The following is a 13210-nucleotide window of genomic DNA, read 5'->3' as shown; positions in this document are numbered from 1 at the left end:
CAGCTTACCGGCGCCGGACGATTGCCGCCCCAGGCGCCGCCGTGGAGAATGGCGGGAGATTACCACAGCGACAGCTAATACGAACGTTTAGATTTTTCACGGAGGCAGCCATGAGCGAAAAGAGCGTCATGGGCGAAACCGCACTGCATATCCGCCAGGGCAGCGCCATCGAACCGCGCCTGGACGAGCTGGCACACCTTCGGATCACCGTGTTCCGCGACTTTCCCTACCTCTACGATGGCAGTTTCGATTACGAAGCCAACTACCTGCGTCGTTACGCCGAATGTCCGGAGAGCCTGTTCGTGCTGGCCGAGGACGGCGATGCCCTGGTGGGCGCCGCCACGGGCATGCCGTTGGCGAAGGACGTGGAAGAGTTCCGCGCGCCCTTCGAGCAGGCCGGCTTCAATATCGACAGCGTGTTCTACTACGGCGAGTCGGTGCTGCTGCCAAGCTACCGCGGTCGCGGCATCGGCAAGGCGTTTCTCACCGAGCGCGAGCGCCATGCAGCCAGACACGGCTTTGCAACCGTGGCCTTCTGCGCCGTGGAGCGCCCCGAGAATCATCCGCTCAGGCCGGCAGACTACGTTCCCCTGCACGGCTTCTGGCGCTCGCAGGGCTATGAGCGGCATCCGGAACTTGCCACCACCTTCCGCTGGAAGGACATCGGCGAGCCGGAGGAGACCGACAAGCCGATGGTGTTCTGGTTGAAGTCGTTGAGGTAGGAGGCCTGTCGACGGATAAGCCCCGAGCGGCCATGCCAGGTTGAGCAACGCTTTTGCCGCCATTCGCCGTTGGCCGTACAATGCCCCGAATGCCGCCCACCGCGGCACCTCGACTCATGTCAGCCCATGCTGGAAGGAAACGCCGGACCCATGCGCGCCACTCAACTGTTGATCGCCACTCTCAAGGAAACCCCCTCCGACGCCGAGGTCATCAGCCATCAGCTGATGCTGCGTGCCGGCATGATCCGTCGCCTGACCTCTGGCCTGTACACCTGGCTGCCGATCGGCCTGCGCACCCTGCGCAAGGTGGAACGGATCGTGCGCGAGGAGATGGATCGCGCCGGAGCCCAGGAAGTCCTGATGCCGGCGGTACAGCCCGCCGAGCTGTGGCAGGAGTCCGGCCGCTGGGAGCAGTACGGCCCCGAGTTGCTGCGCCTGAAGGATCGCCACGAGCGCGACTACTGCGTCGGTCCTACCCATGAAGAGGTGATCACCGACCTCATGCGGCGTGAGCTTTCCAGCTACAAGCAGCTGCCGGCCAACTTCTATCAGATCCAGACCAAGTTCCGCGACGAGATCCGCCCGCGCTTCGGCGTGATGCGCTCGCGCGAATTCATCATGAAGGATGCCTACTCCTTCCATATCGACCAGGCTTCGTTGAAGGAGACCTACCAGGCGATGTACGACGCCTACGTGCGGATCTTCACCCGCCTGGGCCTGGACTTCCGCCCGGTGCTGGCCGACAACGGCGCCATCGGCGGTACCGGTTCCCACGAATTTCACGTGCTGGCCGCTTCCGGTGAAGACGATATCGCGTTCTCCACCGAGTCAGACTACGCCGCCAATATCGAGAAGGCCGAGGCACTGCCCGCGCCGCTGGGGAGCAACCCCGAGCGCGCCAAGCCCCGCGAGGAGTTGCGTCTGGTCGACACGCCCAACGCCAAGACCATCGCCGCCCTGGTGGAGCAGCACGGGTTGTCCATCGAGAAGACCATCAAGACACTGATGGTGCGCGCTGCCGAGGGTGGCCTGATCGCCCTGCTGGTGCGCGGTGACCACGAACTCAACGAGATCAAGGCCGAAAACCTGCCCGAGGTGGCCGCACCGCTGACCATGGCGACGGAAGAGGAAATTCGTGCCGTGGTGGGGGCCGGCCCCGGCTCGCTGGGCCCGGTGAACCTCGACATGCCGATCATCATTGACCGTAGCGTGGCACTGATGAGCGACTTCGGCGCTGGCGCCAACGTCGATGGCAAGCACTACTTCGGCATCAACTGGGAGCGCGACGTGACGCTGCCCAAGGTGGCCGACATTCGCAACGTGGTCGAGGGCGACCCCTCGCCGGACGGCAAGGGCACGCTTTCGATCAAGCGCGGCATCGAGGTCGGCCACGTGTTCCAGTTGGGCAAGAAGTACTCCGAGGCGATGAACGCCACAGTGCTCGACGACAACGGCAAGGCAGCTCACCCCTGGATGGGCTGCTACGGTATCGGTGTGACCCGCGTGGTGGCGGCTGCCATCGAGCAGAACCACGACGAGAACGGCATCATCTGGCCCAACGCCATCGCCCCCTTCCAGGTCGCCCTGGTGCCGATGAACGCCCACAAGTCCCAGCGCGTGCGAGAAGAATCCGAGCGGCTCTATCAGGCCCTCACCACGGCCGGTATCGACGTGCTGATGGACGACCGCGACCTCCGCCCCGGGGTGAAGTTCGCCGACCAGGAGTTGATCGGCATTCCTCACCGCCTGGTGGTCGGCGACCGCGGGCTGGACAACGGCGAACTGGAGTACAAGGGGCGGCGTGACAGTGAAGCGACCATGGTACCGGCCGACAGCATCGTCGAGTTCCTGCGCGAGCGGATCGGGGCCTGATCGCCGGCTGGCCGCGACGCTGTTGGTCGCGGCCAGTCTGATTGGCACCCTGCCGGCTTCAGCGCTGGAACAGGGAGAGGAAATCGACACCGGGGAAGCGGGCTTTCTCGACATGCTGCCCGTTGCCCTGCAGGCGTCATCCACCCAGCGGGTTCGGGTGGAGCCCGACATCCCCCCTTCGCTGCGCCAGACCCTCGATACGCTGGTCAGCGCCCCCCCATCAGCGGATCAGGTATGGGCGGCACGCCAGTGGATGAGCCAGATGGAACCCAGGCTCGCACGCTTCGTGCGCGACGACGCCCTGCGCGGCGAGATGCTCACCCGCATCTACCACGAGGCCCGGTTGGCCGGACTGGCTCCAGAAATCGTCCTCGCGGTCATCCAGGTGGAAAGCGCCTTTCGCACCGATGCCGTCTCCTCAGCCGGCGCGGTAGGGCTGATGCAGATCATGCCGTTCTGGATCCGTGAACTGGGCCGCACGGCCGACGACCTGATGGACCCCTGGCTCAACCTGCGCTACGGCTGCACGATACTTGCCCACTACCTGGCCGTGGAGCGCGGCGACCTAACTCGCGCCCTGGCCCGCTACAACGGCAGCCTAGGTCAGACCTGGTACCCCGAACGGGTCATGCGCGCCTGGACCGATCACTGGTGGCTTGCGCGCTGATTCGGCCTTAGCCAGCTACCCTGCTGGTGTCCAACGTGGCTATCGCCCAGTCGTCGCGTCCCTCGGTCTTGACCTGGTATAGCGCTGCATCGGCGGCGGTATAGGCGGCGTCCAGCTCGGCATGAGAGGCGTTGAAACGCACGGCCCCCACGCTGAAGGTGACGTGCGAGGAGTGAGGGTGGGACGGATGTGGAATATCGGCGGCACGCAGCTCCTCGACGACGCTCCGGCAGGTCTCACTCAGGGCCTCGTCATCGACGCAGTCGAACAGTACGGCAAACTCGTCGCCTCCCATTCGATAGAGCCTAGCCTCGTGCACCAGGGTATCCTCGATCAACTGGACCAGACGGCGCAGCAGCCGATCGCCGTCGGGATGACCCAGGCTATCGTTGTACTGCTTGAAGTAATCGATATCGACCAGCAGCATGCCCATGGCCCGCCCTTGGGAAGCAACCACGTCGTCATGCAGGGCGCTGCGGTTACCGACCCCGGTCAAGGGGTCGCGCAAGGCTCGGGTCATCCACTCAAGACTCTCGCGGGCTGACTTGGCGGCGCGGCGACGCTGAAGCTCGTGCATGAACCAGAATCCCAGACCCAGCACGAAGATCACCAGGCTGCCAACCAGTACCTGCCCCTGGTGGTGGCGGGTCTTGTCGACGAACTCCGAAGTGACGGCGCTTCGCCTGTCGAGCTGGTGCATTTCTATCTGCGTCAAGCAACGCATCGGCTCCAACAGGCTTTCGCGCAAGTGTGAGACCTGGACGGGCCCATCCCCCTGCAAACGCAAGAGCAGGTTGTCCATGGCCGCCAGACTTGGCCCGGTGCAGTCGTATTCACGCCGATAGAGGCCAATGTCGAACAGGCTGTAGGCCAGCTTGATCTGGAAATGGGCTTGCTGGCGAGTGTCGGCATCGCTGGGTAGAGTCAACAACAGGTCGAGCCCTTCCTGCAGGTAGCCGCGGGCGCGGGTAGCCAACTGTTGCCCCGTGAGGTTGCCCGATTGGCTGAAATAGGCGTGGATCTCGGGGTAGACCCAGCGCGTTTGATAGGCGATCAACAGCATCAGCGCGGTGAAGCTCATCAGGCTGAGCCACAGCCAGCGTACGTGACGCCGCCAGGGGCGTACGGGTTCTACCATACCGCCTCTATGCTGCGAATCATCCAGACCCAATCATTGAAATTGCGCAGGTTGGCGGGGTCGCGACGGCCATAGTCGCGCTCGACCAGGCGCAGCGGGCCGCGTTGACGCAGGCTGATCGGCTCGCCATCCTGGTGGGTCACGAGAATCCAGTTGGGATCGTCCCAGCCGGCCAGGGTCACGTCATAGTCATCCCAGGCTTCGAAATGGAGCTGTGGCGGCACCCGACCAAACTGTTCGACCAACAGGTCACGGAAGACGAGCCCCCGTATTTCGACCTCGTCGGCCAGATAGGGGTCGTAGAAGCGGAACTCGACGTCGGCCCGGGCACGCACCTCTTCCACCGGGAGCGCGGTTTCGCGCTCTGCGTCGCGCAACAGCAGTTCTTCGGGGTTGGCCAGAACGGCCGAAGCGAGCAGCAGGAAACCCGGCAGCAGCCCCCGTGCGCATTGACGTATGCGGTAACCCAGGCAAGACATAGCAGACTCCCTTCGTTCTTCTTTTTCTTCTCGTGCCGATAGCGCCCATTGACGTACCGTTACCGACGGAGTCTACCACGAAAAAATGCCGGCCCAATTGGGCCGGCTACTGGGGGGAAAACTCCCCCCTCCCCTGACGACTTGCTCTACAGGCTGGTTCAGTGCTTGCGCTTGCGACGATGGTCGCGAATGACGAAGCCGATCCAACCTGCCATGAAAGCGACCATCATCGCGACGGTTACCAGTCCGAAAATTACAGCGTCATCCCAGTACATGGTGGTTTCTCCCCGTCACCTGATGTGATGGGTTCACTCTAGCCCGTTGATGACGTGGGAAAACTGACCTGCATCAAATTTCATCTCGGGCACCGGGAACGACGCATGGAGAATTGATACAGGTCAGTTTTCAAGGGGGTTCACTCGCGCTTTCCCTAGGAAAGCTTGCGATCTTCTACCTGGGAGAGGGCAATATCGGCGGCAGCGGGTGCCCCTTGGCCAGTTCGGCGCGAGTGGCTTCACGTACGTCGAGGACTTCCACGGCATAGCTCAGTGTGTGCCCGGCCAGGGGGTGATTGGTGTCGATCAGTACGCTGTCGGCTCGCAACTCGAGTACGGTGACGATCTGGGGGCCATCATCGCCTGGTGTCTGGAAGCGCATGCCGGGCGCCAGGTCGTCCTGCGAAAAGGCGCTGCGAGCGACTTCCTGTACCAGCTTCTCGCTGCGTTCGCCATAGGCCTCTTCGGGTGGCAGCGTGACGCTCAGTCGGCTACCGGGCTCGTGGCCCGTCAGGGCCTGCTCGAGACCGGCCATGATGTTGTCGTGACCATGCAGGTATTCGAGAGGCTTGGCGCGCGCCCGCGAGTCGTCGAGCACCTGCCCTCGAGCGTCGCTGAGCACATAGTGGAGAGTCACGACCCGCTGCGGGGCAATGTTCATGAGGGCCTCCTTCGTTCGGTTGCCAAGGCTCGGGCCATCGGTCACGTCCGCGGGCGCAGGTTCGCCACGGGCATCTCCAACTGCTGCTGGCGATTGAGCAGATTGAGCAGCACGATCGCCCTCTCATCCCCCTTGTGGCTGGCAAAGACCGCTTGCAGATCCTTGAATGGCCCTTCGGTGATCTCTACCTTCTCGCCGGCACGGAAATAGACGTTGGCCACGCTCTCCTGACCTTGCACGCCATGTTCACGCAGCGTTGCAACGAGTTCGTCATCGACAGGCAGCGGGTGATCGCCGAAGGTGACGATCTTGAGCACACCGCGGGTCGAGCGAATAGGCCGCCAGTTACTGGCGATACGGTCGAGATGAATGAACAGATAATGAGGAAACAGCGGCTCGTCCAGCCATACCAGCTTGCCACCCCGTTTCTTCTGAACCTGCAGAATGGGATGGAACAGCTCGTAGCCCTGGTTGGCCAGATGCTCCGCAGCGCGGAAGGACTCCCCTCCCTTGCACTGAACGACGTACCAGCGCGGCAGGCTATCGTTCTCTTCTTCGATCGGCTGACGTTCGCTGTGGTTCATGACGGCCTCCTACCGGGATATCCTGCTGGCATCGATGCCGGGGCTCTGCAACAATCGAGCGGCCGGACGATGGGTCCGCCTGGGCCGCCCACCTCCGCCGAGCGGTGGGCCATTCTAGCATCGTTGCCGGCTTCGGGCCGCCCCCCTGGCCATTGTCACACCGAGGAGTATCGCCACGCATGATCACCCCGACCGCTCAGCGCAGCTGGGGAGCCGCCCTGGCCATTTACCTACGGGCCCCTGTCATCACCATGCTTTTCCTGGGGTTCTCGGCCGGTTTGCCGTTCCTGCTGGTGTTCTCGACTCTCTCTGCCTGGCTGCGCAGTGACGGTGTCCAGGTGGCCGCCATCGGCTTCTTCTCCTGGATCGGCATGCTCTATTCGATCAAGTTCTTCTGGGCCCCGGTGGTAGATCGCCTGGCCCTGCCCGTGCTGACACCTACCTTTGGCCAACGGCGCGGCTGGATGCTGCTGGCCCAGGCCATGATTGCCAGCGGGCTGGTCGGCCTGGCAAGCCTCGACCCGCAGCAGAACCTGACGCTGGTAGCCGCCTTTGCGCTGCTGGTGGCCTTCGGCTCGGCCACCCAGGACATCGCCATCGATGCCTTCCGCATCGAGTCGGCCCCGGATGACATCCAGGCGGCCATGGCCTCGACCTACATCATCGGCTATCGCGGCGGCCTGCTGGCCGCTGGGGCCGGCGCCATGTACATGGCCGCCTGGTTCTCATGGCAGGCCGCCTATCTGACCATGGCCCTGCTGGTCGGCGTGGGTGTGATCACCGTGCTGCTGCGCCCGGAGCCCAAGCGCCTGTCGTTGACCACCCAATTGATCCACGAGCCGCGCGTGCGCGCCTTCATTCGCGCCTCTCGCGGCAAACCGCGCCACCTACGCCGCCTGGGTGCCTGGCTGATCGGCGCGGTGGTGTGCCCTTTCACCGATTTCATTTCCCGACATCGGCTCAAGGCGCTGTGGCTGCTGGTATTCGTGGCCGTGTTCCGCATCAGCGACCTGGCCATGGCGTCAATGGCCAATCCACTCTACATCGACATGGGCTTTTCGCTGGAAACCATCGCCAAGGTCACCAATGTGTTCGGCATTGCCATGAGCATCTGCGGTGGCATCATGGGCGGGCTGCTGGTGGCACGCTACGGCATCGGCCCGATACTGGTGCTGGGTGCCGCGGCAGCGACGCTGACCAACCTGCTGTTCGCCGCCCTGGCGCTGGCCGGTGAGAGCCTGCCGATGCTGGTGATGGCCATCGTTGGCGACAACCTGGCCAATGGCCTCGCCAGCGCGGTATTCATCGCCTTTCTGTCGAGCCTGACCTCGCGCGCCTACACCGCCACCCAGTACGCACTGTTCTCGTCGTTGATGACGCTGCCGGGCAAGTTCTTGAGCGGCTTCGGAGGGTTGGTGGTGGCGGCGGAGGGCTATGCGACCTTCTTCGTCATCGCCACGGCCTTGGGGCTGCCGGCCATTGCACTGGCGATCTGGATCAGCCGCGACAAGGAGCTGGTCCCACCACCCACTCCGCGTGCGGCCTGACGCAACGTTTCAGCCGTCGATCTGTTCCTGCAGCCAGGCCAAGGCGCCTGGCGTGGCGCGCCACTGATCGCGCATCAGCGTGCGATACTGCCACGCTTCGGCACGGGTACCGGGCTCGGCGATGCTGTCCTGACCCTGTTGCACTGGGCGAGTCTGCTCGGCGCACAGCATGGATAGCGCATGTGCGTTGTGGCGGCGCACCTCGCGCAGCGCCTCGTTGGCTTCGTCGACACGCTCCAACCGAAACAGCGCCAGCGCCCGCCCCATAAGAAGGCCGAGTACCGGCGCTTCATCGCGCCGGGTTTCGGTCACGGCCAGCGCCTCACGGTCGCGCCCTTCACGCAACAGCTGATCGAGTACCAGTTCCTGAAGGCCCAGGCTGTCCTGATCGTCGAGCACCAGCAGCCGCTCGGCCAGGCGTCGCGAGCGCTCCCGGGCGCCCCGCTCCATGCCGACTACCAGCGCCAGACCGGTACGCAGCAGCACGGCGTTGTCGGCGCTGTCCCACAGAAACGGCCCCTCACCCTCGCCACGGACCCGCTCGAGCCAGCGCTCCAGACGGTCGGCCAAGGGCTCGAACAGGCTCGGCGACATCCACGGCAAACTGCCGAAGCGGCTGGTCAGGGCGAGGGTCAACGCCTCCACCACCCCGGGCGAGTCGAGCCATTCGGGGTGCGCGCAGAGTTCGCGCAGCCACTCACCCGCCTGAACCCAGGGGTCACCCTTGAGACCCAAGGCGCTCTCGTCATCCACTTCCACCTGGAAGTGCTTGTGCCAAGCGGCAAACAGAGTGTCCTCGCGGGCGCTGCGATGGTACTCCAGCTCCCCAGAGGCAGTGCAGCGCACGTCCAGCCCGGGAGCCGGTGGCAGCTCAGCCAGCAGTTCCTGCAGGGCGGCCAGCGGCTCCGCCAGGTCCTCCTCGGCGTTGAGCAACTGGTCAGCCAGGGTGGCTCCGGGGTTCTCGGCCAGATCGGCCAGGAACTGCAACTGGTCGGGCTCCAGCTCGCCCTTGCGGGCCAGACGGCGGAACCAGAAGCGCGCACGCTCCGCAGCCTCCTCCTCGTGCCCTTCGTGCAGCAGCAGCATGGCTTCGATGTAGGCCAGGGTCGGCGAGTCGGGCAGCGCCTGCTGAGCACGCACGAAGGCGGAACGGGCGCTGTCCAGGTCGTCGTTGTCCAGATGCATCAGACACAGCCGCTCCAGGGCCACGCCGCGAAGGAACAGCGGGCCGCGCTCGAGCACCTCGTCGAGCAGCTCGGTGCGCTTGCGGATGAAACCGCGCTCCTGATAGAGGTCGATCAACAGTTCGAAGGCAGGTTCGGCCTGGGCCGGCAGGCGCGACCAGTCGGCCCGCTGGAACAGCGATTCGAGGATCTGCTGGGCACGCCCGCGCTGACCCGTTTCGGCGGCGATCAGTCCGGCCTCGAGCAGGGCCTGGGCGGGAGCGTTGCCACTTTCCAGGGCAGCCTTGAGCGTAGGGCCCTTCCAGTCGCGAAGCGAGAGCATCCACATCAAGTGGTCGGGCACTTCGGCGGGCATGGCGACGGCTCCGCAGCAGTGCTTGGTCTTGCGTCCGGAATCGCACCAGCAGGGTTCGTTGCGACCAGGGCGGGCCAAGGACTCACTGGTAAAGCCGGCACGTTCGAGCGGAGTCTGGCTCCACAGTATGGGCGCGAGCGCCTGGGCCATGGCCATGTCGCCGCCCATCAGCTCGGCACCCTCTTCGCGCGCCCAGGCCATGAAGGCCGGGTAGCGCTCCTCCTCACGGATGGCTGCCAAGGCACCCGATGCATAGCCCAGCAGCTGTTCCACCCATACTGCCAGCATCACACTCTCCGCCAGTTCAAAAGGCGCATATAGTAACAGGGAAGCGTGGTTCGGTGCTGCATACAAGACCGGCGGTGCACAGGTTGCTCATCGCGCCCAGGCCAGCAGCGGGCGGGTGCGGCCATGCATGTCGAGGCGAGCCCCCAGGCGCACCAGGTTCCAGTAGTGACCGTTCAGCGTGCGCGACAACAGCAGCACGTCCGCCGGGGGCTGCAAGCGATCCATGGCCGCCCACACCTTGGGGGTAAGGTCGCGCAGGCGACGATGCACCCTGACGTCGGAAAAGTCCTGCGGGCCGGGTTCGAACAGCGGCGCCACCGCCTCGGCGGATTCGCGATACAACGCCAGCGGCGCCCCCTGCCCTTGGCGTCCACCCAGCCGTCGCAGGGCATCGTCCATGGCCATGGCATCTCCCGCCAGGGTGGCATCGAGCAGCTGCATCATCGCCTTGAGGTGCGCTGCAGGCACCGGGATCACCGCGCCCAGGTCGTAGATCACCAGCCGGCTATCGGCATCGACGGCAAAATTGCCGGCATGGGGATCGGCGTGCAGCTCGCCGTGGGTGAAGAGCTCTTCGGTGAGCCAGTCGGCCAGGATCGTTGCGACTCGCTGGCGCACGGCATCGTCCGCCCCCTCAAGCTCACGCAGCGGCGTGCCGGCCACGTAGCGCATGGCCAGCACCCGTGGACCGGAAAGTGCAGGTAGCGGCTCGGGGAAGACCAGCCCTGGCAGATGCGCATAGCGTTTCCGATAGCGCGCCAGCGCGCAAGCCTCGGCGTGGTAGTCGAGCTCGCGTCGCAGGCTGGCGGCGAGCTCCTCGAACAGGGCGTCCAGGCGCGCCTGAGGCACCTTGAGCCAACGGCCGAGGCGCATGATGCGCCTGAGCTGGATCAGGTCGCCCTCCAGAATGTCGGCTAGGCCCGGATACTGCACCTTGAGCACCAGCGTCTCGCCGTCCTGGGTTACCGCACGGTGCACCTGTCCCATCGACGCACTGGCAAAAGGTCTGGGTTCAATCTCGCGGAAATGGGCGTCCAGCTCACCGTATTGATCGATCAGAGTGCGCCGTATGCCCTCCCAGGGCATGGGCTCGGCTTGGCGCTGCAGGCGCGCCAGCTCGTCGGCGAGATCCGGCGGCAGCAGGTCGTCCCACTGGGCCATGATCTGGGCCAGCTTCATGGCGGGTCCCTTCAGCTCGGAAAAGCCCTCGAACAGGGCTTCACCCAGCGCACGCCAGTCGGCCTCGCCACCAAGCCGACTGCGCAGCAGAGCCCCGCCGGTACGCGCCCCGAGACCGAACAGGCGTCGTGTCCTTCCCCGTTCCCGCATACGGTGCTCTCCTCTGCCGTCGGTTTTCATAGGCTACAGGAATTGTACCGCCAGTGGCGCCTTTGGCCTCTGGCCTTGAAGATCGTTTACTGTAAGAATATCCATAAATAACGCGACTCGACAGCAGCGGAAGGGTGACATGCGCCTGATCATCGCCGAAAAACCCAGCCTTGCCCGGGCCATCGCCGACGCCCTGCCGGGTGGTGCGCGCCGCGAGGACGGCGCCATCCACGCCGGTGAAACCGTGGTGACCTGGTGCCTGGGCCACCTGCTGGAGCAGGCCCCTCCCGATGCCTACGACCCTGCCTTCAAGCAGTGGCGGCTGGACCACCTGCCGATTCTGCCGACGCGCTGGCAGCTCAGCCCGCGGCCCAAGGCCAGGGGGCAGCTCGCTGTGATTCGCAAGCTGCTCAAGCAGGCCCGCGAAGTAGTGCATGCCGGCGACCCGGACCGCGAGGGGCAATTGCTGGTGCAGGAAGTGATCGAATACCTGGGCTGGAAGGGGCCGGTGTCGCGCCTGTTGGTCAGCGACCTCAACCGGCCCGCGGTACAGCGGGCCCTGACGCGGCTGGAGGACAATGCCCGCTACCAACCGCTATACCGTGCCGCCGAGTCCCGCTCCCGAGCCGACTGGCTGTACGGCATCAACCTGACCCGGGCCTGGACCCTGACCGGGCGCCAGGCCGGCCACGATGGCGTGCTCTCGGTGGGCCGGGTGCAGACGCCGGTGCTCGGGCTGGTGGTACGCCGCGACGCCGAAATACGCGATTTCCGACCCTATCCCTTTCATGTGCTTTGGGCCGACCTCGCGGTGGCCACTGGCCAACTGCGTGCCTGGTGGCAGCCCGGCGATCACCACCGTCTCGACGAGCAGGGCCGCCTGCTCGAACGCGCCCCGGCCCAGGCGCTGGCCGAGCGTCTGCCCGGCGCCGAAGGCCGGCTGACCTCGCTCGATACCCGCCAGAAGCGTCAATCCGCCCCGCTGCCCTACTCGCTCTCGGCGCTGCAGGTGGATGCCGCGCGGCGCTTCGGGCTCTCCGCCCAGGCCGTGCTGGACATCTGTCAGCGGCTCTACGAGCGCCACAAGCTGATCACCTACCCGCGTTCCGACTGCCGCTACCTCCCCGAGGAGCACCTGGCCCAGGCGCAAGCCAACCTGAGTAGCGCCTGCGGCAGCGATGAGACCCTGCGCGGCTGGCTGGTCGACGCCGACTTTGCGCTGCGCTCCAAGGCGTGGGACGACAAGAAGGTCGGCGCCCACCATGCCCTGGCACCCACCGGCAAACCGGCCGAACTCGAGCGGCTGGAGCGCACCGAGGCCGACGTGTTCCGCCTGATCGCACGCAACGTGCTGGCACAGTTCTATCCGCCACTGGTCGCTCGCGAGGTGAAGGCGGAGTTCACCATTCTCGGCGAGTGCTTTCGTGCCAGCGGCCAGGAGTTGCTCCAGCCGGGCTGGAAGCCACTCTTCACCACCCGCGACGAGGCCCCACCCCTGCCTCCCCTGACAGAAGGCGAAGCCTGCCGGGTCACGGCGTGCGCGGTCGAGGATCGCGAGACGCGCCCGCCGGAGCCTTTCACCGATGCCAGCCTGATCAAGGCGATGATGAACATCGCACGTTACGTCGACGACCCCGAGGTCAGGCGCACCCTCCGCGAGCATGACGGCCTGGGCACCGAAGCCACTCGCGCCGGCATCATCGAGACGCTGATCGAGCGCGGCTACCTGGTACGGTTGAAGAAGACGCTGCGCGCTACCCGGCTGGGCACGGGCCTGATCGCCTCGCTGCCCGAGGCAGCATCACGACCCGAGCGCACGGCACTGTGGGAACAGCGGCTGACGGCGATCGTCGAGCGTAACGACGACCCTGCCCCGTTCCTCTCCGCCCTGGTCGAGGACCTGCGTGGCTTGCTGGGCAGTGCCGACGCAGGCCGCCTGCGTCAGGCCATGGCCGCGGCCAAGGGCGAGACCGCCGCCGCACCGAAGCGACGCGGCACGAACGGCAAGAGCCGGCGACGTCAAGGCAGCACGGGCCGGGCACGCCGCAAGCCGCGCACGAGCGCGTAATCGAGCTCGCCACTGGCGTCCCGCCGTGCAGCATCGGTATG

The 13210-nt window shown here is 65.4% G+C and carries 11 protein-coding genes and 1 pseudogene; 5 read left to right on the top strand and 7 right to left on the bottom strand.

The window, feature by feature from the left end; genetic code table 11:
* The first annotated feature begins 110 nt into the window (after positions 1-110).
* From SPH52_RS05100 to SPH52_RS05090, 3 genes are all read left to right on the top strand, one after another.
* Entirely contained in the window at positions 111-722 is a 612-nt protein-coding gene (locus tag SPH52_RS05100; RefSeq protein ID WP_411793910.1) for a GNAT family N-acetyltransferase, read from the top strand.
* 150 nt (positions 723-872) lie between these two features.
* Positions 873-2594 carry a proline--tRNA ligase gene (locus SPH52_RS05095; RefSeq protein WP_411793909.1) on the top strand — a complete coding sequence of 574 codons (1722 nt, stop codon included), beginning with the start codon at positions 873-875 and terminating at the stop codon, positions 2592-2594.
* Positions 2530-3261 (top strand): lytic transglycosylase domain-containing protein, encoded by a 732-nt coding sequence (locus tag SPH52_RS05090; RefSeq protein WP_411793908.1) that lies wholly within the window; start codon positions 2530-2532, stop codon positions 3259-3261. Before SPH52_RS05095 ends, SPH52_RS05090 begins: the two co-directional genes overlap by 65 nt.
* Before the next feature lie 7 nt (positions 3262-3268).
* Here the strand turns inward: SPH52_RS05090 and SPH52_RS05085 are convergent, their stop codons facing one another.
* From SPH52_RS05085 to rfaH, 5 genes and pseudogenes are all read right to left on the bottom strand, one after another.
* A complete protein-coding gene (locus tag SPH52_RS05085) occupies positions 3269-4399 on the bottom strand; it encodes a diguanylate cyclase domain-containing protein (protein ID WP_411793907.1) in 1131 nt (376 codons plus the stop codon).
* Positions 4393-4878: a hypothetical protein gene (locus SPH52_RS05080; RefSeq protein ID WP_411793906.1), complete on the bottom strand. Its 486-nt coding sequence runs from the start codon at positions 4876-4878 to the stop codon at positions 4393-4395. Before SPH52_RS05080 ends, SPH52_RS05085 begins: the two co-directional genes overlap by 7 nt.
* A 158-nt stretch (positions 4879-5036) precedes the next feature.
* Positions 5037-5153, bottom strand: a complete 117-nt coding sequence (gene ccoM / locus SPH52_RS05075; RefSeq protein WP_411793905.1) for a cytochrome c oxidase subunit CcoM — start codon at positions 5151-5153, stop codon at positions 5037-5039.
* Positions 5154-5308: 155 nt separating this feature from the next.
* Positions 5309-5814, bottom strand: a pseudogene (locus tag SPH52_RS05070) (FKBP-type peptidyl-prolyl cis-trans isomerase).
* Between the two features lie 41 nt (positions 5815-5855).
* A complete protein-coding gene (rfaH, locus tag SPH52_RS05065) occupies positions 5856-6398 on the bottom strand; it encodes a transcription/translation regulatory transformer protein RfaH (RefSeq protein WP_411793904.1) in 543 nt (180 codons plus the stop codon).
* A 179-nt stretch (positions 6399-6577) separates the two neighbouring features.
* Here rfaH and SPH52_RS05060 point away from each other — a divergent pair, with 179 nt between their 5' ends.
* On the top strand, positions 6578-7945 hold the full coding sequence (locus SPH52_RS05060) for an AmpG family muropeptide MFS transporter (RefSeq protein WP_411793903.1): 1368 nt from the start codon (positions 6578-6580) through the stop codon (positions 7943-7945).
* Between the two features lie 9 nt (positions 7946-7954).
* On the opposite strand, the gene SPH52_RS05055 is transcribed toward SPH52_RS05060, so the two are convergent.
* A complete protein-coding gene (locus tag SPH52_RS05055; RefSeq protein ID WP_411793902.1) occupies positions 7955-9772 on the bottom strand; it encodes an SEC-C metal-binding domain-containing protein in 1818 nt (605 codons plus the stop codon).
* An 87-nt stretch (positions 9773-9859) separates the two neighbouring features.
* The gene (locus SPH52_RS05050; RefSeq protein ID WP_411793901.1) at positions 9860-11101 is read right to left on the bottom strand and encodes an ABC1 kinase family protein; all 1242 of its coding nucleotides are present in this window, start codon (positions 11099-11101) and stop codon (positions 9860-9862) included.
* A gap of 139 nt (positions 11102-11240) precedes the next feature.
* Here SPH52_RS05050 and SPH52_RS05045 point away from each other — a divergent pair, with 139 nt between their 5' ends.
* Positions 11241-13169: a DNA topoisomerase III gene (locus tag SPH52_RS05045; RefSeq protein WP_411793900.1), complete on the top strand. Its 1929-nt coding sequence runs from the start codon at positions 11241-11243 to the stop codon at positions 13167-13169.
* Positions 13170-13210 lie beyond the last annotated feature (41 nt).

Origin of the sequence: Halomonas sp. A29 (genome assembly GCF_046723295.1) — a bacterium.
Lineage (GTDB): Bacteria > Pseudomonadota > Gammaproteobacteria > Pseudomonadales > Halomonadaceae > Halomonas.
The sequence above is the reverse complement of the archived record's forward strand: the minus strand, read 5'-3'. Positions and strand labels throughout refer to the sequence as shown.

Excerpts from the sequence above, each read along its gene's own strand:
- SPH52_RS05100 (WP_411793910.1), top strand. The coding sequence starts at position 111 with ATGAGCGAAAAGAGCGTCATGGGCGAAACCGCACTGCATATCCGCCAG.
- SPH52_RS05095 (WP_411793909.1), top strand. The coding sequence starts at position 873 with ATGCGCGCCACTCAACTGTTGATCGCCACTCTCAAGGAAACCCCCTCC.
- SPH52_RS05085 (WP_411793907.1), bottom strand. The coding sequence starts at position 4,399 with ATGGTAGAACCCGTACGCCCCTGGCGGCGTCACGTACGCTGGCTGTGG.
- SPH52_RS05080 (WP_411793906.1), bottom strand. The coding sequence starts at position 4,878 with ATGTCTTGCCTGGGTTACCGCATACGTCAATGCGCACGGGGGCTGCTG.
- ccoM (WP_411793905.1), bottom strand. The coding sequence starts at position 5,153 with ATGTACTGGGATGACGCTGTAATTTTCGGACTGGTAACCGTCGCGATG.
- rfaH (WP_411793904.1), bottom strand. The coding sequence starts at position 6,398 with ATGAACCACAGCGAACGTCAGCCGATCGAAGAAGAGAACGATAGCCTG.
- SPH52_RS05060 (WP_411793903.1), top strand. The coding sequence starts at position 6,578 with ATGATCACCCCGACCGCTCAGCGCAGCTGGGGAGCCGCCCTGGCCATT.
- SPH52_RS05055 (WP_411793902.1), bottom strand. The coding sequence starts at position 9,772 with ATGCTGGCAGTATGGGTGGAACAGCTGCTGGGCTATGCATCGGGTGCC.
- SPH52_RS05050 (WP_411793901.1), bottom strand. The coding sequence starts at position 11,101 with ATGCGGGAACGGGGAAGGACACGACGCCTGTTCGGTCTCGGGGCGCGT.
- SPH52_RS05045 (WP_411793900.1), top strand. The coding sequence starts at position 11,241 with ATGCGCCTGATCATCGCCGAAAAACCCAGCCTTGCCCGGGCCATCGCC.